This window comes from Brucella sp. NBRC 12953, from assembly GCF_040369775.1.
GTDB classification, from domain to species: domain Bacteria; phylum Pseudomonadota; class Alphaproteobacteria; order Rhizobiales; family Rhizobiaceae; genus Brucella; species Brucella pseudogrignonensis.
This window is the reverse complement of sequence record NZ_BAABSV010000003.1, coordinates 11912-33549: the sequence shown is the minus strand read 5'-3', so window position 1 is coordinate 33549 and position 21638 is coordinate 11912. Positions and strand designations below refer to the sequence as shown.

Here is a 21638-nt window from a genome sequence, read left to right as displayed (position 1 = left end):
CTCAGAAATGTTCTAGCGCCTTCCGAACAATCGTTCAATATCGGTGAGCTTCAGCTCAATATAGGTTGGGCGTCCGTGATTGCATGTGCCGGAACCGGGTGTTGCCTCCATGTCGCGCAGAAGCGCGTTCATTTCTTCGGGCTTTAAGCGACGACCCGAACGCACGGAACCATGGCAGGCCATAGTCGCCGCAACATGGTCGAGCATAGCTTTGAGACCATCGGACGTATCATGTTCGGCAGCTTCATCGGCCAGATCGCGGATGAGCTGCTGCACGTTCATTTCGCCCAGCATGGCGGGCGTTTCACGGACTGCGATAGCACCGGGGCCAAATTGCTCTATGCCAAGCCCGAATTTTGCCAGCGTTTCGGAATGCGCGGCGAGCCGTTCGGCATCCTCTTCAGGAAGATCGACGATTTCAGGAATCAGCAGCATTTGCCCTGCGATCGGACGCGAATGCAGCGCGTTCTTCAAGGCTTCATAGACAAGCCGTTCGTGGGCCGCGTGCTGATCAACGATCACAAGACTATCTTCGGTCTGAGAGACGATATAATTTTCGTGAATCTGAGCGCGTGCTGCACCCAGTGGCTTCTGCATCTGCTCGACCGGTGCTTCAGCGATTGTCGCGCGTGCATCGGCAGAAGGCATTGTTATCGTTGCAATCGTAGCCTGCTCGTCCTCATGAAACGCAAGCGGGCTGTCAAATTCAAGCGGCTTATGTGCCGGATGGGCCGTCTGCGGCGACCATTCGGTTCTCGGAGTGGCCGTTGTCGCTGGACGCCACGCTGGCGCTGCATAATTGTTGGTTGCAGGGCGCGGTTGAAACCCCTCTGCACGGAACGCCTGCAACATGGCTTCTGCGCCGCTGGTTGCCGGGCGGATGCCGGATTGTGAAAGCGCCTGCTTGATCGCGCCTACGATAAGGCCGCGCACCAGACCCGGATCGCGGAAGCGCACGTCTGCTTTGGCGGGATGCACATTGACATCGACAAGGGCAGGATCAAGGGTGAGGAAGAGAACTGCCACCGGATGGCGGTCGCGTGCGATGACATCGGAATAAGCACCGCGCAGCGCCCCGAAAATCTGTTTATCGCGAACAGGACGGCCATTCACATAGGCAAACTGATGCAATGCATTGCCGCGATTGAATGAGGGAATACCGGCAAATCCGGCCAGTCGGATGCCATCGCGTTCGGCATCGATATGTAGTGCATTCTCGGAAAACTCCTTACCGAGAATCTGCCCGATACGCTCAAGCGTGGCTTCAGCGCCGGTGCCGGTTGCCGGAAGTTCAAGCGGCGTCCGGTCAGTGCCGGCCAGCGAAAACCGGACATGCGGGAAGGCGATGGCAATGCGCTTTACGACATCGGTAATGGCTGTCGCTTCGGCGCGGTCCGTCTTCATGAATTTGAGACGTGCAGGCGTCGCATAAAAGAGATCGCGCACTTCTGCGATGGTGCCGCGGTTCAGTGCTGACGGGCGAGGGCCGTCCAGATGCCCGCCATTGACTGCAACCTCAAATCCTGATTCCGCATCCTGTGGGCGGGATTTCAGTGTCAGTTTCGACACGGAGCCGATTGAGGGCAGGGCCTCGCCACGGAAACCGAGCGCGCGAATATCATGCACATCATCGGTCAGCTTCGACGTGCAATGCCGTGAAACTGCCAGTGGCAACTCATTTGACGGAATACCTGAACCATTATCCGTGACACGCAGCAGCGTCTTGCCGCCACCGGCCGTTACGACTTCGATACGGGTTGCGCCCGCATCGATGGCGTTTTCGACTAGCTCTTTGATTACGCTGGCAGGGCGTTCAATCACCTCGCCAGCGGCAATCTGGTTGATAATGGTTTCGCTTAAGTGCTGGATCGTCATGCAGTGACTATAGCGGATTCGCGAACGCGAAGAACCACCATTTGCTACAGCATGATTCCTTAAACTTGAATCAGTTTAAGGTAAAATTACGCTTTAAATATAAAGTGTTAGAGCGCCATGCGCCCGGAGGGGCGCACGGCGCTCTAATGATTCAGATCACAATTCGCGTAGCGCGTTTTGAATCAGGTGCGACCGTAAACATCATCAAAACGAACGATGTCGTCTTCACCCAGATATTCTCCACTCTGCACTTCAATCAGTACCAACGGTAAAATGCCAGGGTTTTCCAGACGGTGTTTGAAGCCGCACGGAATATAGGTCGACTGGTTGGTCGTCAGCAGGATTTCCCGGTCGCCATTGGTGACTTTGGCAGTGCCTGAAACAACGATCCAGTGTTCGGAACGGTGATGATGGGCCTGAAGGCTGAGGCGGCTGCCGGATTTCACCTCAATACGTTTGATCTTGAAGCCATCGCCTTCTTCGAGAACGGTATAGGTTCCCCAAGGACGATGCGCGGTGCGATGCAGTTTTGCAGCTTCATGGCCCTTCGCACGAAGCTTGTTGAACACTTTGCGGACGTCCTGTGCTTTGTCGCGATGGGCGACCAGCAGCGCGTCCGGCGTGTCGACAACCAACAGGTCGTGAACGCCGACGAGGCTGACGAGACGTGTTTCCGAAAGAACGAAGCTGTCGGTTGTATCTTCGAGCACTGTTTCGCCACGCAGGCGGTTGCCTTCAGCATCCGGTGTCACGAGGTCGGCCATTGCGGCCCATGAACCAATGTCTGACCAGCCACAGGAAACCGGGATACAGGCGATATTCTGCGCCTTTTCCATGACGGCATAGTCGATGGAAATGGCAGGTGTGGCCGCAAACTGATCTTTGGCAATCTCAAGCGTTTTGGTTTCGCCGTTGCTTCCGCGACGGGCTGCTTCAAGCGCTGCCTTTGCACCAGCAAGGACCTCCGGTGCATGAACCTGCATGGCGGCAATCATTGTGGCTGCCTGGAAGCAGAACATGCCGGAGTTCCAATAATGGCGGCCACCGTCCACATAGGACTGAGCGGTTATTTCATCGGGCTTTTCGACAAAACGAAGAACATCGGTACCGTCAACTTCGATATAGCCAAAGCCTGTTTCCGGATGATCAGGTACGATGCCGAATGTGACGATACGGCCTGTTTCGGCAATGGAGCGGGCCTTGCTGACGGCTTCAGCAAATGCGGCTTCATCTTCGATCAGGTGATCTGCAGGCATGACCAGAAGGACGGTGTTTTCGCCATAAGCAGCTGCGGCCTGAAGGGCAGCGAGTGCCACAGCCGGTGCCGTGTCGCGCCCAAGCGGTTCAAGCAGAAACGTATTTTCGATTTTGCGTGCGCCCGCAGCAGCATAGGCGTCGAGCGTCAGGAACAGAAAATCGCGGTTGGTGACAGTGAGAATCTGATCCACATCATCAAGATGCGACGCGCGCGCATAGGTTTTGCCGATCAGCGTGCCACCATCGGGCAGTTCGATAAATGGCTTGGGATGTGCGTCACGCGAAAGCGGCCAAAGTCTGGAGCCTGAGCCACCGCTAATTATAACCGGAATAAAGCTCATTTGCTGTTTGCATCCTTCGTTGCGTTGCGGGCGATTTCAAGTCCCATGGTCAATAGTTTTGCGGCCTGTTCTGCATCAGAGGCTTCGACATAACAGCGAAGTTCCGGCGCATTGCCTGATGCACGATAATGCACCGCATTGCCTGACGCAAAAAACAGCTTCACGCCGTCGATTGTTTCAAGCCGTATAACGTTATCGCTTGGCGGGAAAAGATGAATGCGCGCGTCTTCCTGCGTGATTACGGAAAGAAAGGCCGCGCTTTTCTCCTGCGGTACGTCCTGCAGCCGATCACTCAGGGCCACGCGGAACCCGTAGCTTTTTGCGATTTCAGAGAGAGGTTTCTGCGTTTCTTTCATCGTGCAAAGGCAGGCCAGAATAGGCAGAAGCGCATCGCGCGTTGGCAGCGCTGAAAGTGCATGGCCTGATTTTTCAACCGTGCTGCCGAGAAGCACGCCACCATTGGCTTCAAAGCCGACGACAGCATTGGCCTTTTCGCTCAAAGCTTGTTCCATGCCTGAAATGACATAGGGCGAGCCGACGCGGGTACGCAGCACGCGGGCAAATTTTCCGCATTCTTCCAGTGCTGCATTCGACGTTACGGGTGTGACGATTGTATCAGCGTCAGCCCAGGCGGCTGTAATCGCGCCGACAAGATCGCCTCGCACAAATTCACCGTGCTCATCGGCAATCAGTGGACGATCCGCATCACCGTCAGTCGAGACAATGGCGTCAAAACGATCCTGTTTGGCCCAGTTCGCAAGGAGCTGAATATCTTCAGGGCGCAGCGCTTCCGTATCGACAGGTACAAAAACATCGGAACGGCCCAGAGCGACCGCATCAGCGCCCAGTTCACTGAGGACTTTCATCAGAAGATCGCGTGCAACCGACGAATGCTGATAAACGCCGACTTTTAAACCGGAAAGGCTGTTTGCTCCAAGAAGCTTGGTATAGCGTTTTGCATAAGCGTCGAGCGCGTCTGCGCTTACGGGAAGATTTGTTGCTTTGCGTGGTGCAAGGTCTGCCGGAAGCTTTGCGTAGGCCACGCTGATTGCGGCTTCATCATCCTTATCGATCTCGCCATCGCGACGATAGAATTTAAGCCCGTTGCGATCATCCGGAATATGACTGCCAGTGATCATAATGCAGGGCGCGTTCTGCGAAATCGCGAAATAGCTGAGAGCTGGGGTGGGTAGCACGCCGCAATCGACAGGCTTGAAACCGGCATCTTCGATGGCGCCCATTGTGAGGGCTGCAATGTCGGGGCTGGAGGGCCGCAAGTCCTGGCCGACGAAAACCTTATCGCCTGGATGCAGGCCGCCCCTTGCTGCCAGCATGTTAACGAAAGCAAGCGAATAGGCATAGGCAGGCAATCCGTTGAGCTCGGTTGCTAGGCCTCGAAGGCCGCTTGTGCCGAATTTGAGGGAATTGCCTGTCATACCGTGCCCGACCCCGTTTTTCAGATGAAAATCAATCTACTGCGACTTCTCCTATCGCGTATATTGCGGACTGTTTCAATTGCTGCGTGTTGATGTGGTTATCGAGAACTTTCCGTTTGGAGGATCGATCCCGTTCCATCAGGTCGATCCTCGTTTCAATCCAATAAGACTTATGCTTGAGAGCGGGCTTTGATCTGATTGGATCAGATCGGCGCTCTAGAGCATTTCCTGTTTTGATTGAGTCATTGAAAATGCTCTATCCATTTATTTTTAAGCGCATCTTTTTCCGAAAACCGCTTCGCACTTTTCGGGATGCGCTCTAAACATAATCCCGATGGGCGGGCAGGTTTAGGTCTGGCAGACTTTCAGCCTGCGTCACCGCACGGGCAACGGCCTGTGCCATCACGGTTGCGGCAATCGCACCAATAGCCGTTACATCAGCTTCAACACCAGTTGCCTTGCCTGTCGAGAGCGCAAAGATGGTATCGCCATCCCACATTGTGTGGATCGGGTTAATCGTTCGCGCAAAGCCATCATGCGCCATACCGGCGATTTTCTTAAGTTCTGCCTTGTTGAAAGGGACGTTGGTTGCAATTGCACCAATGGTGGTGTTGGCGCCGCCAGACTTGACGACATTGCGACCCTGCATGATCGAATCCATGATATTGCGGAAGCCCTTGCCGTCTTCATTACGCGCGCCCGCCAGAATTTGCTGCGAATTGGGCGCATAGACATCGCCAACAGCATTGACCGCAACAATCGCACCGACCACGACTTCGGTGCCCGGCACCTTGTAGCTTGCCGTGCCGAGGCCGCCTTTCATGGCGTAGTCCATGCCGAACATTTTGCCGACGGTGGCACCTGCACCTGCACCGATATTGCCTTCGCCGGATGCTTCTGATTTCGCGGCCTTACAGGCAAGATAACCCGCCTCTTCATCCGGGCGGATAGAAAAATCACCGACGCCGAGATCCATGAGGATCGCGGCCGGTACAATCGGCACAACGCCTTTGCCAATCTTGAAACCGAGATTATTCTCTTCAAGATAGCGCATAACGCCAGTCGCGGCACTCAAGCCATAGGCACTGCCACCAGACAGCAGAATGGCCTGTACCTGCTGAACATAATTGATGGGGTCAAGAAGGTCGGTTTCGCGGGTTCCGGGGGCCGAGCCGCGCACATCGACGCCAGCAGTTGCACCTTCTTCGCAGAGCAGAACCGTGCAGCCTGTCGGGCGCTTTGTCAGTGTGTGATGGCCGAGTTTGATTCCCGGTACATCACTGATGCTTCCGCCCATAAGTTCCAGCATATCTTGGTCTCCCCTACCTGCCGCTGATGCCTGACCGACTATGAAGGGCATTGTTCCAAGCCCTGCAAGCGTTTTTGCGAATGTACGTCTGTCCATTTTTTTCTCCCCCTGAAATGAATAATCAGTCGATAATTACAGCATAATTCCTTAAAATTGAATCAGTCGTAAGTAAAATTATGCTGTAAATATAGAGTGTTGGAGCAACCTTTGTGCGCCCAGGAGGGCGCTCGGCGCTCAAGTACTATAGATTTGAAGCTCCCATCATTTGTGTCGCACTTACGGTTAAGAACTTCAAATCCGCAAACCTCACCAGATTCAAAAATTTACTGGCCTGATTCCAACATTTGCTTCCCTCGGTTCGTGTGCTGAGCAAATGTTGGAATTAAAAAGGCCGCTAGGCTCTATCTTTTGCGCGACGCTGACGAAGCACGTCGGCCACAAAAGTGCGCGACAATGCATGATATAGCGGTTCATGCGAAATGAGCCGTGCCGTACCATAGCCAAGCATGGAAGCGCACATAAGCGGGATGACATTATTATGGTTGCCGGTCATTTCCAGAATGATAACAAAGGCCGTCATCGGAGCCTGAACGACACCGGCGAAGTATCCAGCCATACCTAAAACCGCAGCAAGGCTGGCACTCGTCCCCAGCACGAGACCGATTGTGCTACCGAGGCCAGCGCCGACTGAAAGCGAAGGCGCAAAGATACCGCCGGGAATGCCGGAAGCCATGGAAAGCAGTCCCGCAAGAAACTTTTCTATAAAGTAGAAGGGCGGCAGTGAAAGGCCTTCAACTGCACTGCGAGCCTGATCATAGCCGGTGCCAAAGGTGGCTCCACCTGTTGCTATGCCGATAATTGCAATGATAAAGCCGCATGTGCCAGCAAAAAGGATGCTATTACGCAATGGTGCTTTCTGCATCAACCGACGTGTTTGCTTGGTAATACTCAGAGCCAATGCACTGAAGATTGCACCCAAGGCACCGCCAATAACGCCACAGGCGATCACCAAGACCCATTCAATGTGTGTGGTAACGGTGACGGTTGTCAGGCCGAAATAATTATAGTTTCCAACCAGTCCAAGTGATGCGAGGCCAGCAAGGATCACAGCTGAAAGAACCAGCCCGTTGGTCCGTGCAGCATAGGCACGCCCCATTTCTTCAATGGCAAAGACGATGCCCGCAAGCGGCGTGTTAAAAGCTGCCGCGATGCCTGCTGCTGAGCCCGCAAGGATCAGGCCGCGGGCTTGTTCCATGCCGCCAAAGCGGGCGGATTGTAACATGATCGATGCGCCGATCTGAACGGTGGGACCTTCACGCCCGATAGATGCTCCGCAAAAAAGCCCCATAATTGTCAGCAGGATTTTTCCGAAAGCCACTTTGATGGAAAGCAATAATGAACGGTCTTCGGGGTCGGTCAGATGGCGTGCCGCTATTGCTTGCGGAATACCGCTGCCGCCTGAGCCGGGAAAATACCGCAATGCGATCCAAGAACAGAGCATGAAACCAAGTGGCGTGATGATGAGTGGCAGCCAGTTACGCCAGCCACTCTCGCTGCTGTGGGTGATTGCTTTGAACCAGTCCTGAGCGATATCTGCCGCCTGGGCGAAGCCGACACTGATCAATCCGATAGCAATTGCGCCGCACCAGAATACCAGTCTTGGCTTCCACAAGCGTGACGACAACCACATGGCTCGTGACCGGCGAATGAGCGGAACACGTCTATAGGATTTACGCATAATGCCCCTTTCGGGCTAATCGCTTTAATTATGGGAAGGATTTATCATGGAAATCGTTATCAGTAACTGAAACTTGTAAGTAAAAGACTTTCCATTTGGTCATAAGCATGTTACCAGCCGGTGCCAATTCAACCTAGTAACCCAGACACGTCGCTGCTCCCGAACATATTCCGGAGAGGCGGCTTTTCTTATTCAAAGGAATTGGCAATGGCTAAAATCGTGGAATCGCCCACCGGCGCTCTCGCTCTCACATTCGATGATGTGTTGTTGCAGCCGGGCCATTCCGAAGTGATGCCAGGTCAGGTTGATCTGCGCACCCGCATTGCTGCAGACATCGAACTCAACCTGCCACTCCTTTCCGCCGCTATGGATACGGTCACGGAATCGCGCCTTGCTATCGCAATGGCACAGGCTGGCGGTATTGGTGTTATTCACCGCAATCTCACCCCTGAACGTCAGGCTGAAGAAGTCCGTCAGGTGAAGAAGTTTGAATCCGGTATGGTTGTGAACCCTGTCACCATCGGACCGGACGCAACGCTTGCCGATGCACAGGCGCTTATGAAGGCGCATCGCATTTCCGGCATTCCTGTCGTTGAAAATGCCACCAAGGGTCCGGGCCGTCTCGTTGGTATTCTGACCAACCGCGATGTGCGCTTTGCATCTGATCCGGCACAGAAGATTTATGAACTGATGACCCGTGAGAATCTCATCACGGTTCGCGAAAACGTCAATCAGGACGAAGCCAAGCGTCTTCTTCATGCGCACCGCATCGAAAAGCTGCTGGTCGTTGACGATAAGGGCCGTTGCGTTGGTCTGATTACCGTCAAGGACATGGAAAAGTCGCAGCTCAATCCAAATGCCGCGAAGGACGCGCAGGGCCGTTTGCGCGCTGCTGCTGCAACGAGCGTTGGCGAAGATGGTTATGAACGTGCTGAACGCCTGATCGATGCTGGCGTTGACCTTCTCGTGGTCGATACGGCTCATGGTCATTCGCAGCGTGTTCTTGATGCAGTTGCTCGCATCAAGAAGGCTTATCCGAATGTCGCTATTCTTGCAGGCAATGTTGCCACCGCTGGCGGCACACAGGCGCTGATCGATGCGGGTGCAGATGCGGTCAAGGTTGGTATCGGACCGGGTTCGATATGCACGACGCGCATTGTTGCAGGCGTTGGCGTGCCGCAGCTCTCGGCGATCATGTCGGCTGTCGAAGCTGCACACAAGCACAACATTCCTGTGATCGCAGATGGTGGGATCAAGTTCTCCGGTGATTTCGCCAAGGCACTGGCCGCTGGCGCAGTTGCTGCAATGGCTGGCTCATTGCTGGCCGGTACGGAAGAAAGCCCGGGCGAAGTTTATCTGCATCAGGGTCGTTCGTTCAAATCCTACCGTGGTATGGGCTCGGTTGGCGCCATGGCACGCGGTTCGGCAGACCGTTATTTCCAGGCTGAAGTCCGTGATGAGCTGAAGCTCGTGCCGGAAGGCATTGAAGGTCAGGTCGCTTATAAGGGGCCGATCTCGGCAGTTCTGCACCAGCTCGCTGGTGGCCTGCGTGCTTCCATGGGCTATGTTGGTGCCAAGACACTGGAAGAATTCCGCGATAAGGCAACCTTCGTGCGTATTTCCAATGCTGGTCTGCGCGAAAGCCATTCGCATGGTGTAGCGATCACCCGTGAAAGCCCGAACTATCCGGGCGGCATGTAATATCATACCGGATGTAATGGTTTATCAAGGCGGCCTTTACGGCCGCCTTTTTCATGCCAATGTGGCAAGCTCCGCATCGTCAATGAGCAGATGGCCTGCACTTTCGACAATGCAATCAGCAAGCGCCTGAAAGTCTTTGCGGCGTTTGCTTTGCCTGCGCCAGAACAGGGCAATTTCGCGTTTTGGCTGCTCACCGTCAAATGGCACAATCCGCATATGATTGCTGCGCGCTTCAGCACGCACTGCAATTTCGGGGATCAGCGTCAGACCCATGCCATGGCTGACCATCTGCAAAAGCGTCGTCATGCTGGTCGCGCCGTATTTGACCAGCTGGCGCTGTGGTGGCAGCGAGCAAACCGCAAGCGCCTGATCACGCATACAATGGCCTTCTTCAAGCAATAGCAAGCGGTCGAGCGCTACATTATCCTGTGTCATGGGCGAGGATAAGATCGTCTGGTCATTGCTGGAAGTGGCAATCAGAAAGCGATCATCAAAAAGCTTCTGATGTGCAAGGCGATCATCGACGATCGGAAGGGCTGCGACGATGGCGTCAATCTCGCCCGCGTGAAGCTCGTCCAGAAGCTTGGCTGTCACGCTTTCACGCAATTGCAGGCGGAATGACGGGTGACGGTCTCGCAATAGTGGGATGAGATGCGGCACCAGATAGGGTGCTACTGTCGGGATGATGCCCAGCCGCAATTGCGTTTGCAGCAGCCCTTTGCTCTGCGCTGAAATTTCCTCAAGTGCATGAAGTTCTTTCAGGATGGTGCGAATGCCGGGCAGCAACTCGCGGCCAAGCTCTGTCATAATGACTTTACGTTGCGAGCGCTCAAATAGGGACGCGCCCGCCACAGCCTCCATTTCGGCAATCTGTGCTGAGAGAGCAGGTTGCGAAATATGTGCCAGCTCAGCCGCTTTCCTAAAATGCAGGGTGCTTGCGAGCGCATCGAAATAGCGCATTTGTCTGATCGTAAACATGATAAGAAAATCCTATCAATAATAACACAAAAAGCAATTGGAGATTATTATTGGAACAAGTCTAAACTGCCTTCGTTACCCAGCCAGAGCGTGATGCAGCGGGGCTGCTCATGCCAAAAGCCAGGCTGAATGCTGGATCGACCAATTTATTTTAGGAGGGAAATTCCCATGGCAGACCGTCCGATTTTGACCACAAGCGCTGGTGCGCCTATTCCGGATAACCAGAATTCCCTTACCGCCGGTGAGCGCGGTCCTGTCTTGCTGCAGGATTATCAGCTGATTGAGAAGCTGACGCATCAGAACCGTGAACGCATTCCGGAACGTGTTGTTCATGCCAAGGGTTGGGGTGCATTCGGCACGCTGACCATCACTGGCGATATTTCGAAATATACCAAAGCCAAGGCATTGCAGCCGGGTGCGAAGACGCCAATGCTGGCGCGCTTCTCGACTGTTGCCGGTGAGCAGGGTGCTGCTGACGCTGAGCGCGATGTTCGCGGCTTTGCGCTTAAATTCTACACCGAAGAAGGCAACTGGGATCTGGTCGGCAACAACACGCCGGTCTTCTTCGTGCGTGATCCGCTGAAGTTCCCGGATTTCATCCACACCCAGAAGCGTCATCCCAAGACTAATTTGCGTTCTTCTACCGCTATGTGGGATTTCTGGTCGCTTTCGCCAGAAAGTCTGCATCAGGTGACAATCCTGATGTCTGATCGCGGTTTGCCAACCGATGTGCGTCACATCAACGGTTATGGCTCGCACACCTATTCCTTCTGGAATGAAGCGGGCGAGCGCTACTGGGTCAAGTTCCACTTCAAAACCCTGCAGGGCCATAAGCACTGGACGAATGAAGAAGCCGAGCATGTGATCGGCCGTACGCGTGAGTCCACGCAGGAAGATCTGTTCACGTCCATCGATAAGGGCGAATTCCCGAAGTGGAAGGTTCAGGTGCAGATTATGCCGGAACTGGACGCCGACAAAACGCCTTACAATCCGTTCGATCTCACCAAGGTGTGGCCACATGCTGACTATCCGCCAATCGATATTGGCGTGATGGAGCTCAACCGCAATGCGGAAAATTACTTCACCGAGATTGAAAACGCTGCATTCTCGCCGTCGAACATCGTACCGGGCATCAGCTATTCGCCGGACAAGATGTTGCAGGCTCGCCTGTTCTCCTATGCCGATGCACATCGTCATCGTCTAGGCACGCATTATGAAAACATGCCGGTGAACCAGCCGAAATGCCCTGTGCATCACTATCACCGCGATGGTCAGATGAATACTTTTGGCGGCATCGCAACGGGTAATCCGGATGCGTATTACGAGCCGAACTCGTTCAACGGTCCGGTTGAGCAGCCATCAGCCAAGGAACCACCGCTGCGCATTACCGGCAATGCAGATCGTTATAATCATCGCATTGGTAATGATGACTATTCGCAGCCGCGTGCTTTGTTCAACCTGTTCGATGATGGCCAGAAGCTGCGCCTGTTCTCCAACATTGCCGCTGCAATGACGGGTGTTCCGGGCTTCATCGTTGAACGTCAGCTGGGCCACTTCAAGCTCATCCATCCGGATTATGAAGCGGGTGTACGGGCGGCGCTCAAAAAGGCGCATGGCTATGAAGCCAATACGATCGCTCTTGAAGAAGAGTCGACCGCCGCAGCCGAGTAAGCGCTAGAGCGTTCAATCTAAAAAGCCGGGACAGTTGTTCCGGCTTTTTGCTTTTGCACTCAGAACATCATCCTTAAACCTGGATCAGTTTAAGGAATGACATTCTGATTTAAAGGCCAGTTAAAACGCTACACGGTCTAATTGCCGATTGCCTTTTCCCATCAATGAAGGCTATGCCCGACTTAACAAATATGAAGGAGCAGCAATGCGGCTTGGCGGACGCCTTCAGGCGGCAATCGAGGTTTTGAACGATATTGAAGCGGGAAAGCGCCCGGCTTCCGATGCACTGAAGGATTGGGGTGCATCGCACCGCTTTGCCGGTGCGGGTGATCGTGCCGTCATCGGCAATATTGTTTATGATGCGTTGCGTCGAAAACTATCCATCGCCTGGCGCATGGATGCAGATGATGCACGCGCGCTGGCCTTTGGCGCGCTGGTCTCCGAAGGCGGCATGGATTTTGCTGCTATTGATGCCGCGCTTGAGGGCGATAAATTTGCGCCGGAAGTGATTGAAGCAGCTCGCCGCGAGGCTTGGGAAAGCCGCGAAGTCACGGATGCGCCTGCTTATGTTCGTGCAGATGTGCCTGAATGGTGCGTGCCGTCGTTTGAAGCGCTGTTTGGTGAGCGCTGGGTGGAAGAAGCTGCGGCTCTTTCCACACGCCCGCCGGTTGATCTGCGCGTCAATCTGCTCAAGGCCAAACCAGAAGCCGTCATCGGAGCATTGGAAAAAGCAGGCGTTGCAAAGGCTCCGCTGATTAATCAGGCGTTGCGTATTCCGCCCATCGAAGCGCTTGGCCGTCATCCCAATGTCCAGACGGATCAGTCATTCCTTGATGGCTGGTTTGAAGTGCAGGATCTGGGGTCGCAGCTCGCTGCTTTGTTTGCGGGTGCGAAACCCGGCGAACAGGTGCTGGATTATTGCGCGGGCGCTGGTGGCAAAACACTGGCGCTGGCCGCAGCCATGCAGAACAGCGGGCAGGTCCATGCTTACGATGCTGAGCGCGCCCGCCTCTCGCCAATGAACGACCGCTTGCAGCGTGCAGGTGTTCGCAACACGCAGATACATGGCAATCTTGATGCGCTGGCACCACTGATCGAGCGCATGGACCTCGTGCTGACCGATGCGCCGTGCACGGGTTCAGGTACATGGCGGCGCAGGCCGGACGCAAAATGGCGTCTCAACGATCAACAGCTCGAACGTCGTATGCAGGATCAGCATGAAGTGCTGGAAGCCGCAAAACACTATGTAAAGCCGGGTGGAAGGCTGGTCTATGTAACCTGTTCGCTGTTTGCGGAAGAGAATACGAGGCAGGTCGAGCGCTTCCTCGCTGAAAACAGCAATTTCGAAGAAGCTTCGCCTCGCGAACTCTGGAATGCCGTTGTTCCTGATGCTGGCGATACTGCCCCTGTTTTCCCGGCTCGAGGTAGTGTATTTTCCCCATTGTCAACGGGCACAGATGGGTTTTATGTGAGTGTTCTACATAAACGAGGCTGACTTCAGGGAGCTTTATGCCAGCGCACAGAATTGCGGAGCCTGATTTTAAGGAGCGCGTCGAAGAAAGTTTCGGTCGACAGGCAGCCATGAAGTTGATCGGTGCAGAGCTTACGCGCTGCGAGCCCGGTATTGTAGAAGTTGAGATGCCGTTTCGGGAAGAGTTGACACAACAGCACGGCATTCTCCATGCAGGTATCATTTCCGCAGCGCTGGACTCGGCCTGCGGTTATGCGGCACTCAGCCTTATGCCTTCCGAGGCTGCGGTGCTTACAATTGAGTTTAAGGTCAATCTGCTCGCCCCAGGCAGAGGTGATCGGTTTCTGTTCCGAGGCGAAGTTACCAAGCCCGGACGAACGATTATGGTCAGTGATGGACAGGCTTTCGCTGTCACAGACACGGAAGTGCGTCTCATCGCGACCATGACAGGCACAATGATGGTTGTTCAAGATCGCAAGGGGCTACAGGGATGATCAGAACGATTGCAGATAAACGTCTTCTGTATGTGATGGCTACAGAAGCCGAATATGGTCCGTATTTAAGTTCACTTTTTTTGCCGTTGATGATTGGTGTCGGGCCGGTGGAAGCCTCGATCAATCTGACGCGCGTTCTGGCTGTGCTGGAACAGCAGGGCGAATTGCCTGATCTCGTGATTTCTATCGGCTCCGCCGGATCGGCAAAGCTTGAACAGACAGAAGTTTATCAGGTCTCATCAGTTGCCTATCGCGACATGGATGCTTCACCACTGGGATTTGAAAAAGGCCGCACGCCATTTCTTGATCTGCCAAAATCGATTGCGCTGCCTTGCCTGATGCCGAATTTGCCAACAGCTACGCTTTCAACAGGCGCGAATATCGTTTCCGGCAAAGCCTATGACGATATCGATGCGGACATGGTCGATATGGAAACATTTGCCTGCTTGCGCGTCTGCCAGACATTCGGTGTGGGGCTTATCGGCCTGCGTGGCATATCCGATGGTGCGCGCGAATTGCGTCATGTCGGTGACTGGACCGAGTATCTCCATGCCATTGACAAAAAAATGGCTGGTGTCGTTGAGCAATTGGAGGCGGCTCTTTTGAAAGGAGAGCTGACACTTCCTGACAAGGATATGTCAGTATAGGCGCGGTTCCTATGCGCGATTGTTGAAACATGGCACTTCGTCCATTGCATTTTCGGCACTTTTTATCTAGATGCTGCGCATGAGCACCACGGCACATCCTGACACTATTCTTATCATCGACTTTGGCAGCCAGGTCACGCAGCTGATTGCGCGTCGCGTGCGCGAAGCCAATGTCTATTGTGAAATCGTCCCTTTCCAGTCAGCGGAAGAGGCTTTCAAAAGGCTTGCACCGAAGGGCGTTATCCTTTCGGGTAGCCCGCACTCGACGACCGATATCGGATCGCCGCGTGCTCCACAGTCTGTATTTGACGCAGGCATCCCTGTTCTCGGCATCTGCTACGGCGAACAGACCATGTGCGCCCAGCTGGGTGGCAAGGTCGAAAGCGGCCATGATCGCGAGTTCGGTCGTGCGTTCCTCGACGTGCAGTCGGACAGCCCACTGTTTGACGGTATCTGGGCCAAGGGCACACGCCATCAGGTTTGGATGAGCCACGGCGACCGCGTAACGTCGCTGCCAGATGGTTTCACTATCATTGGGACCTCGCCAAACGCACCATTTGCAGCGATCGCTGATGAAAAGCGCAAATATTACGGCGTGCAGTTCCATCCGGAAGTCGTACACACACCAGACGGCGCAAAGCTTCTTCAAAACTTCGTTCATCGCATTGTCGGCGTAAAGCCAGGCTGGACGATGGGCGCTTACCGCGAACAGGCTGTCGAAGCGATCCGCAAGCAGGTTGGTAGCGGCAAGGTTATCTGCGCGCTTTCCGGCGGCGTCGATTCCTCCGTTGCGGCCCTTCTGGCGCATGAAGCCATTGGCGATCAGCTGACCTGTATCCTCGTCGATCACGGTCTGATGCGCAAAAACGAAGCTGCGCAGGTCGTTGAAATGTTCCGCGAACATTACAATCTGCCGCTCATTCTCGTCGATGCTGCTGATCGTTTCATCGGTGAGCTGGAAGGCGAAACCGATCCTGAAAAGAAGCGCAAGACGATTGGCCGTCTCTTTATTGAAGTGTTTGAAGAAGAAGCCAAGAAGCTCGGCGGCGCGGATTTCCTCGTGCAGGGTACGCTCTATCCCGACGTCATCGAAAGCGTTTCCTTTACCGGCGGACCTTCGGTTACGATCAAGTCGCACCACAATGTCGGTGGTCTTCCAGAGCGCATGAAGATGCAGCTGGTCGAGCCGCTGCGCGAATTGTTCAAGGACGAAGTGCGTATGCTCGGCAAGGAGCTGGGCCTGCCGGACAGCTTCATCGGCCGTCATCCATTCCCGGGTCCGGGTCTTGCGATCCGCTGCCCAGGCGGCATCACGCGCGAGAAACTTGAAATCCTGCGTGAAGCCGATGCGATTTACCTTGATGAAATCCGCAAGGCTGGTCTTTACGATGCCATCTGGCAGGCATTCGCCGTTCTGCTTCCGGTCCAGACCGTGGGCGTTATGGGTGATGGCCGCACCTATGAATTCGTCTGCGCGCTGCGCGCAGTGACTTCGGTCGATGGCATGACTGCCGATTTCTACCACTACGACATGAACTTCCTTGGCAATGCGGCAACCCGCATCATCAACGAAGTACGCGGCATCAACCGCGTGGTCTATGACGTGACCTCGAAGCCTCCAGGCACGATCGAGTGGGAATAATCGGAGCTTAGCTCACATATCTGTGCCGTCGCATCTTGATAAGGATGCGGCGGCACAGTGCTATTTGGCCCTTGAAAATAAGGGCTACTGGTTGATCTCGGGTTCGACCAGTCTTCTCAGCTTATCGAGCGAATCCTGCCAGCCGAGATAGCAAGCCTCAGCCGGAATGATGTCCGGAACGCCTTCCTGCGTAATATTGATTTCCGTGCCGACCGACACAGCTTTCAGCTCAATCGTCACTTTCATTTCGCCGGGCAGGTTGGGATCGTCGAACCTGTCGGTGTAGACCAGGCGTTCTCCCGGCACGAGCTCGACATAAGTTCCGCCGAAGGAATGCGACTCGCCGGTCGTGAAGTTGCGGAACGACATTTTATGGCCGCCACCGACCTTCGCGTTCATTTCATGCACGGTGCAAAGAAAGCCGTATGGCGGTATCCAGCTCGCAATTGCGTCCGGCTCGACGAATGCGCGATAGACCTTTTCGGGCTTGGTGGCGATAACGCGGTGCAGACGAATAGTGCTAGGCATAGTTTCCTCCCATGGCCTTTTCTGAACGACCTGTCAGGCCGTCTTTCGGTTGAACAACAATTCCAGATATCGGTAGAGGTGGTCGATGCTTTCGATGGCACGCTGCGGATCGCCGCTCGCTTTCGCTAGAATGAAAGCACCTTGAATGACGCCCTGTGTATGAAGCGCCAGGCTTTCTGCGGTGAAGCCGTAACTAACAGCGTGTTGGGTCATCGCAGCTTCTATATCTGCGATCAATGTGTCTGCATGACCCGAGATGCTGTCCCAGCAAGCTTTCTGGATGGCAGGGTTTGTACCATAAGTTTCCTGCGCCATTGTGCCCACAAGACAGGTAAACTCTGGCAATTCGCCTTGGATCAGTTCTTTGCGAAAGGCGACATAAGCCAGAACCCGGTCCAATGGTTCCGGATGCGTGTGATAGGGGGCTTCGGCAAAAAACACGCTGGTCGTTTCCGACCAGTAATTTGCTGCAGCGACGGCCAAATCTTCCTTGCTGGTAAAGTGGTGGAAGAAGGCACCTTTCGATAAGCTCGCCTCCGCGCAGATGTCGTCAACTGTCGTAGCGGCATAGCCCTTCATCCGGATGACGGTGAGTGCTGCTTCCAGCAGGCTCGGCTTCGTTGAAGGGTTCTGCGTTCTCGCCATTCTCATTCTCCTCTGTATTAATATACCAACCAGTTGGTATTTAATCAAGTGAGTTCTTTACCGGCTTTTTGCTGAGGATTTGGGCGAGAATCGCATTGGGATTAAAAGGTGAAAATTTATTGCTGTTGTTATCCGTACTCGCCTCAGAGGTGTTGGAAACCCAACGCAGGAGCTCAACGTCGCACAGAGCGTTCCAGCTTGCCGATCTCGCTTGGCATCTTAGGTCTCTTGAAGCTGATCGGGAACCCGCTCAGCCCCACCCATGCGCAGATAAGCCATAGATCCAAGGCGCATCAGCTTTTTTGTTTAGGAATGGCTGTCCCTTCGACATTGTCGTGACTGTGCTGAATACACCAAGCCTACACTGGGCGACATACTCGGCAAAAGCGCCATCTTTCTCCCGAGTGTCGATGCGGGCAAACTCACCTTTAAGCTCTCGAAGGTGGATCGCGGCCAGTTGAATTGCATCCTGGTCGTTGCTTGCCACGATAGGTCCGATAACTTTACCGCGTCCGAATTCCCGACAGAAGGAATAACCAACGAGTTGGCCATTGCGCTTCAACCCATAGATTTCTGCTTTTTCAGAGATCAATTGAAGCAGGTGAGTGCGATCAGTGCCAAATGCATTTGCATCCAGCCGGGCGATTGCTTGCAGCCCCGAAGCCGAAAGCGAAAGGAGCTCTCCTTCAAGGGGCGGTAATGGTGGAAGCACCAGTGCGACTTCACCCTGACATTGATAGACAGTCGCTTCTTTCATAAAGCCCATAGAGATATAGAGACTGTAAGCCGCATGGGTGGCATTAAGGCTCAGATTGCGGCCACTACAGCGTTCCAAGACCTGCTCCATCAACCAACGTCCGTTGCCCTGAGCCTGAGTACGGGGAGAGGTGATAACCATGCCGACCGTGGCAAAATTATCGCCATACGGAAACCACATGGCACTACCAAATACACGTCCGATCCCATCGACGGCCACGAGACCTTCACCGGATTTCAAAAGCAGTTCCCAGTCATTTGGCCGATGGGGCCATCGAACGCCCATCGACAGGCCGTGGAGCAGACTGATGTCGACTTCTTGAATATCGCGTGCGCTCAATTCGAATGATTTCAGTTGCACTGAGTTCTGCATATCAGCTAATCCGCTTCCTACCCTACGACCCAAGCCTGCAATCATGCAGTGTTTTTGATCCTGCCAATGAAAGCAATTGGTTTGGCAGGCGTATTTTGCCGCATGATCTCACAGAGCGGTCGGCATGATTTGCTTCCTGGCTATCCGAATTCGCAATCTTTGTTTGAAGCTGGGGCTTATTCGGCACGGAACGCTGCCCGCGATATTTATGCTGATAGCAATCCCAAAGGCTGCGTAGAACCTACGCGCGCCGGGGAGATGGTCATGATGTGTTGTCGATGACCTCCCTCGGCGCGTCCCAACTATCTAAACACGAATTGGCGGCAGAGTTTCATGGCATTTCTCTTTAATTCAGATGCTGCGCGCGGTGTCGTGTTTCGAGAGGCTTTTGCACGCGCCTTACCCGATGTGTCGTTCTATCAGGCGGGCGATGACGTGGACCCCGACACCGTAAGGTACTTGATTAGTTGGGTGGCCCCGGACGATATCGCTCGTTACTCCAATCTTGAAGTTCTCTTTTCAATTGGCGCTGGGGTCGATCAATTCAAACCCGGCAGCGTCCCCAACCATGTGAAGCTTGTCCGCATGGTCGAGGAGGGCATTGTTCGCATGATGCAGGAATATGTTGCACTTGGTGTGCTGACCTTGCATCGGGACATCATCGCATATCGCGAACAACAGGAACGCCATGTATGGCGTGCGCTCGCAGTGCCGCAGGTGCAGGAACGCAGGGTCGGGTTCTTGGGGCTTGGTATGTTGGCACAAGCAGCCATTGAGCGTCTGAAGCCATTTCAATTTCCTCTCGCGGGCTGGAGCCGCAGCAGAAAGGAAATCGAGGGTGTCGAGTGCTTTCACGGCGAGGATCAGTTTGCGCGTTTTCTCCGTCAGACCGATATTCTGATTTGCCTTTTGCCACTGACCAATGAAACGCAGGGTATTCTGAACGCCGATCTCTTCGCCCTTTTACCCAAGGGTGCTCGCCTGCTTCATACTGGTCGCGGTCCACAGCTGGACCCGCAAGCGCTTATTGATGCGCTCGATAGTGGGCAGCTCTCCGCCGCCATGATGGACGTGACCAATCCTGAGCCTCTTCCGATCGGGCACCCCCTCTGGTCGCATCCCAAAGTGCTTATCACTCCGCATATCGCTTCAGTTACTCAACCGGAGACGGCCGCAAGATCCGTAATCGAAAATATCCGGCGTCATCGTGCCGGAGAAAACATGATCGGCCTGATCGATCAAACTCTCGGCTATTAACTTCAAAGGGAATGACATGTCGCTTCTGATAACCATTGATCCAAACCCAGATTTCGCACCAAAAGAAGCACTGCCTACATCAGATCGTCTGATTTCCGGCGATCCTTCTTTTAAAACCTGGGCGCAGGACGCATCAAAGGATGACAAGGTTCTGACCGGCATTTGGGAAGCCACGCCGGGTGAAACGCATTCGATCAAGGGCACGACGTTAGAGTTCTGCCACATCCTGTCTGGTCTCGTTGAAATTGAAGAAAAGGACGGCGAGACTAAAACCTATCGCGCTGGCGACAGCTTCGTGATGAAACCAGGCTTTGTGGGTGTGTGGCGCACAATTGAAACCGTTCGCAAAATTTACTTGTGCGTTTACGAATAAGTTGTTCCGGCCCGAATACATGCCCGACGCTTTAGGCGTCGGGCAGTAAAGTGCAGCCCAGAGCCTGCCCGGCTTTTGATCTTTGAGGGAGCTATCAGTGAAAACTTATTCGATTGCGCTAATTCCTGGCGATGGTATCGGCAAAAGCGTGACCGATGCTGCATGGCGGGTCATACAGCTTGCCGCCAAGCGCTATGATTTTACGCTTGAAGGCACAAGTTTCCCTTGGTCTTGCGAATATTATCGTGAAACCGGCGTAATGATGCCAGCAGATGGTATCGAGACGCTGCGTAAGTTTGATGCGATTTATCTCGGTGCCGTTGGCTGGCCTGTGGAAGTGCCGGATTCCGTGTCTTTGCACGGACTGCTGCTGCCGATCCGTAAAGCATTTGTGCAATATGCCAATATTCGTCCACACCGCTTGTTGCCGGGAGTGACAGGCCCACTGCGTTCTGAAGGCTTTGACATTCTTTGCATTCGTGAAAACACGGAAGGCGAATATTCGGGCGCTGGTGGACGTGTGCATTCGGGTACGAAAGATGAAGTGGCAGTCGAAACTGCAATTTTCACACGCACAGGCGTTGAGCGCATTATCCGCTTTGGCTTTGAGCAGGCACGTCTCCGTCGCAAGAAGTTGGCGTCAGTGACAAAGTCCAATGCTCAGAAATATTCGATGGTTTTCTGGGATGAAGTGACAAAGGATGTTGCCAAAGAATATCCGGATGTCGAAGTCTCGCATTATCATATTGACGCGATGGCTGCTCGTATGGTGATGGCGCCGGAAAGCCTCGATGTGATCGTGGCTTCAAATCTTTTCGGCGATATCCTGACCGATTTGGGAGCTGCTATTCAAGGCGGTCTTGGTTACGCGGCGTCTGCAAACATTAATCCCGATCGCACCGCACCTTCAATGTTTGAGCCGGTTCATGGTTCTGCACCTGACATTGCACATCTTGGCATTGCCAATCCGATTGCCGCCATCTGGTCTGGAGCGATGATGCTGGAGCATCTTGGCGAGCATCAGGCTGCGAAAGATGTGATGACGGCAATTGAAACGGCGACGGCTCAGGGTGTCGGAACCGTTGCGGGTGAAGACAAGACGGATGCGATCACGCAGGCCGTGCTCACAGCTCTGACATAAAGAGG

18 protein-coding genes are annotated in these 21638 nt (G+C 54.1%); 9 read left to right on the top strand and 9 right to left on the bottom strand.

Annotation, left to right across the window (positions count from 1 at the left end; all coding sequences use genetic code 11):
- Positions 1–12: 12 nt before the first annotated feature.
- From mutL to ABWV94_RS07645, 5 genes are all read right to left on the bottom strand, one after another.
- The gene (gene mutL, locus ABWV94_RS07665) at positions 13–1875 is read right to left on the bottom strand and encodes a DNA mismatch repair endonuclease MutL (RefSeq protein WP_353412980.1); all 1863 of its coding nucleotides are present in this window, start codon (positions 1873–1875) and stop codon (positions 13–15) included.
- Between the two features lie 182 nt (positions 1876–2057).
- Positions 2058–3473, bottom strand: coding sequence for a mannose-1-phosphate guanylyltransferase/mannose-6-phosphate isomerase (locus ABWV94_RS07660; protein WP_064321145.1), 1416 nt, complete (start codon positions 3471–3473; stop codon positions 2058–2060).
- Positions 3470–4909: a phosphomannomutase gene (locus ABWV94_RS07655; RefSeq protein WP_353412978.1), complete on the bottom strand. Its 1440-nt coding sequence runs from the start codon at positions 4907–4909 to the stop codon at positions 3470–3472. The genes ABWV94_RS07660 and ABWV94_RS07655 overlap by 4 nt, the downstream gene beginning before the upstream one ends.
- 319 nt (positions 4910–5228) lie before the next feature.
- Positions 5229–6314: a P1 family peptidase gene (locus tag ABWV94_RS07650; RefSeq protein WP_353412976.1), complete on the bottom strand. Its 1086-nt coding sequence runs from the start codon at positions 6312–6314 to the stop codon at positions 5229–5231.
- Between the two features lie 298 nt (positions 6315–6612).
- Positions 6613–7956 (bottom strand): chloride channel protein, encoded by a 1344-nt coding sequence (locus tag ABWV94_RS07645; RefSeq protein ID WP_353412974.1) that lies wholly within the window; start codon positions 7954–7956, stop codon positions 6613–6615.
- A 207-nt stretch (positions 7957–8163) separates the two neighbouring features.
- On the opposite strand from ABWV94_RS07645, the gene guaB reads away from it, so the two are divergent.
- Positions 8164–9657: an IMP dehydrogenase gene (gene guaB / locus ABWV94_RS07640; protein ID WP_007878106.1), complete on the top strand. Its 1494-nt coding sequence runs from the start codon at positions 8164–8166 to the stop codon at positions 9655–9657.
- A 51-nt stretch (positions 9658–9708) separates the two neighbouring features.
- Here guaB and ABWV94_RS07635 read toward each other — a convergent pair whose 3' ends face one another.
- On the bottom strand, positions 9709–10635 hold the full coding sequence (locus ABWV94_RS07635) for a hydrogen peroxide-inducible genes activator (RefSeq protein WP_113496801.1): 927 nt from the start codon (positions 10633–10635) through the stop codon (positions 9709–9711).
- A gap of 168 nt (positions 10636–10803) precedes the next feature.
- Between ABWV94_RS07635 and katA the strand changes: the two genes are divergently transcribed.
- From katA to guaA, 5 genes are all read left to right on the top strand, one after another.
- Positions 10804–12306 (top strand): catalase KatA, encoded by a 1503-nt coding sequence (gene katA, locus ABWV94_RS07630; protein ID WP_113496800.1) that lies wholly within the window; start codon positions 10804–10806, stop codon positions 12304–12306.
- A 205-nt stretch (positions 12307–12511) separates the two neighbouring features.
- The gene (locus ABWV94_RS07625; protein WP_113496799.1) at positions 12512–13801 is read left to right on the top strand and encodes an RsmB/NOP family class I SAM-dependent RNA methyltransferase; all 1290 of its coding nucleotides are present in this window, start codon (positions 12512–12514) and stop codon (positions 13799–13801) included.
- A gap of 14 nt (positions 13802–13815) precedes the next feature.
- Positions 13816–14271, top strand: coding sequence for a PaaI family thioesterase (locus ABWV94_RS07620; RefSeq protein WP_079213520.1), 456 nt, complete (start codon positions 13816–13818; stop codon positions 14269–14271).
- Positions 14268–14918 carry a 5'-methylthioadenosine/S-adenosylhomocysteine nucleosidase gene (locus ABWV94_RS07615; RefSeq protein ID WP_113496798.1) on the top strand — a complete coding sequence of 217 codons (651 nt, stop codon included), beginning with the start codon at positions 14268–14270 and terminating at the stop codon, positions 14916–14918. Before ABWV94_RS07620 ends, ABWV94_RS07615 begins: the two co-directional genes overlap by 4 nt.
- Before the next feature lie 79 nt (positions 14919–14997).
- The gene (guaA, locus tag ABWV94_RS07610) at positions 14998–16560 is read left to right on the top strand and encodes a glutamine-hydrolyzing GMP synthase (protein ID WP_007878120.1); all 1563 of its coding nucleotides are present in this window, start codon (positions 14998–15000) and stop codon (positions 16558–16560) included.
- An 84-nt stretch (positions 16561–16644) separates the two neighbouring features.
- On the opposite strand, the gene ABWV94_RS07605 is transcribed toward guaA, so the two are convergent.
- From ABWV94_RS07605 to ABWV94_RS07595, 3 genes are all read right to left on the bottom strand, one after another.
- Positions 16645–17088 carry an SRPBCC family protein gene (locus ABWV94_RS07605; protein WP_007878121.1) on the bottom strand — a complete coding sequence of 148 codons (444 nt, stop codon included), beginning with the start codon at positions 17086–17088 and terminating at the stop codon, positions 16645–16647.
- A 33-nt stretch (positions 17089–17121) separates the two neighbouring features.
- Positions 17122–17733 (bottom strand): TetR/AcrR family transcriptional regulator, encoded by a 612-nt coding sequence (locus ABWV94_RS07600; protein WP_113496797.1) that lies wholly within the window; start codon positions 17731–17733, stop codon positions 17122–17124.
- A gap of 250 nt (positions 17734–17983) precedes the next feature.
- The gene (locus ABWV94_RS07595; RefSeq protein ID WP_113496796.1) at positions 17984–18862 is read right to left on the bottom strand and encodes a GNAT family N-acetyltransferase; all 879 of its coding nucleotides are present in this window, start codon (positions 18860–18862) and stop codon (positions 17984–17986) included.
- Positions 18863–19195: 333 nt separating this feature from the next.
- Between ABWV94_RS07595 and ABWV94_RS07590 the strand changes: the two genes are divergently transcribed.
- The 3 genes from ABWV94_RS07590 to ABWV94_RS07580 all read left to right on the top strand — a co-directional run bounded on the left by ABWV94_RS07590 (position 19196) and on the right by ABWV94_RS07580 (position 21633).
- Entirely contained in the window at positions 19196–20119 is a 924-nt protein-coding gene (locus ABWV94_RS07590) for a 2-hydroxyacid dehydrogenase (protein ID WP_353412970.1), read from the top strand.
- A gap of 16 nt (positions 20120–20135) precedes the next feature.
- Positions 20136–20492: a cupin domain-containing protein gene (locus ABWV94_RS07585; protein ID WP_007878129.1), complete on the top strand. Its 357-nt coding sequence runs from the start codon at positions 20136–20138 to the stop codon at positions 20490–20492.
- A gap of 97 nt (positions 20493–20589) precedes the next feature.
- Positions 20590–21633, top strand: coding sequence for a tartrate dehydrogenase (locus ABWV94_RS07580; protein WP_113496794.1), 1044 nt, complete (start codon positions 20590–20592; stop codon positions 21631–21633).
- Positions 21634–21638: the final 5 nt, after the last annotated feature.

What these genes read in the sequence shown, in the direction of transcription:
- ABWV94_RS07600 (WP_113496797.1), bottom strand. Translation starts at nt 17,733, where the DNA reads ATGGCGAGAACGCAGAACCCTTCAACGAAGCCGAGCCTGCTGGAAGCA.
- ABWV94_RS07585 (WP_007878129.1), top strand. Translation starts at nt 20,136, where the DNA reads ATGTCGCTTCTGATAACCATTGATCCAAACCCAGATTTCGCACCAAAA.
- ABWV94_RS07620 (WP_079213520.1), top strand. Translation starts at nt 13,816, where the DNA reads ATGCCAGCGCACAGAATTGCGGAGCCTGATTTTAAGGAGCGCGTCGAA.
- ABWV94_RS07625 (WP_113496799.1), top strand. Translation starts at nt 12,512, where the DNA reads ATGCGGCTTGGCGGACGCCTTCAGGCGGCAATCGAGGTTTTGAACGAT.
- ABWV94_RS07645 (WP_353412974.1), bottom strand. Translation starts at nt 7,956, where the DNA reads ATGCGTAAATCCTATAGACGTGTTCCGCTCATTCGCCGGTCACGAGCC.
- ABWV94_RS07650 (WP_353412976.1), bottom strand. Translation starts at nt 6,314, where the DNA reads ATGGACAGACGTACATTCGCAAAAACGCTTGCAGGGCTTGGAACAATG.
- ABWV94_RS07615 (WP_113496798.1), top strand. Translation starts at nt 14,268, where the DNA reads ATGATCAGAACGATTGCAGATAAACGTCTTCTGTATGTGATGGCTACA.
- ABWV94_RS07605 (WP_007878121.1), bottom strand. Translation starts at nt 17,088, where the DNA reads ATGCCTAGCACTATTCGTCTGCACCGCGTTATCGCCACCAAGCCCGAA.
- katA (WP_113496800.1), top strand. Translation starts at nt 10,804, where the DNA reads ATGGCAGACCGTCCGATTTTGACCACAAGCGCTGGTGCGCCTATTCCG.
- mutL (WP_353412980.1), bottom strand. Translation starts at nt 1,875, where the DNA reads ATGACGATCCAGCACTTAAGCGAAACCATTATCAACCAGATTGCCGCT.
- guaB (WP_007878106.1), top strand. Translation starts at nt 8,164, where the DNA reads ATGGCTAAAATCGTGGAATCGCCCACCGGCGCTCTCGCTCTCACATTC.
- ABWV94_RS07660 (WP_064321145.1), bottom strand. Translation starts at nt 3,473, where the DNA reads ATGAGCTTTATTCCGGTTATAATTAGCGGTGGCTCAGGCTCCAGACTT.
- ABWV94_RS07590 (WP_353412970.1), top strand. Translation starts at nt 19,196, where the DNA reads ATGGCATTTCTCTTTAATTCAGATGCTGCGCGCGGTGTCGTGTTTCGA.
- guaA (WP_007878120.1), top strand. Translation starts at nt 14,998, where the DNA reads ATGAGCACCACGGCACATCCTGACACTATTCTTATCATCGACTTTGGC.
- ABWV94_RS07595 (WP_113496796.1), bottom strand. Translation starts at nt 18,862, where the DNA reads ATGCAGAACTCAGTGCAACTGAAATCATTCGAATTGAGCGCACGCGAT.
- ABWV94_RS07635 (WP_113496801.1), bottom strand. Translation starts at nt 10,635, where the DNA reads ATGTTTACGATCAGACAAATGCGCTATTTCGATGCGCTCGCAAGCACC.
- ABWV94_RS07655 (WP_353412978.1), bottom strand. Translation starts at nt 4,909, where the DNA reads ATGACAGGCAATTCCCTCAAATTCGGCACAAGCGGCCTTCGAGGCCTA.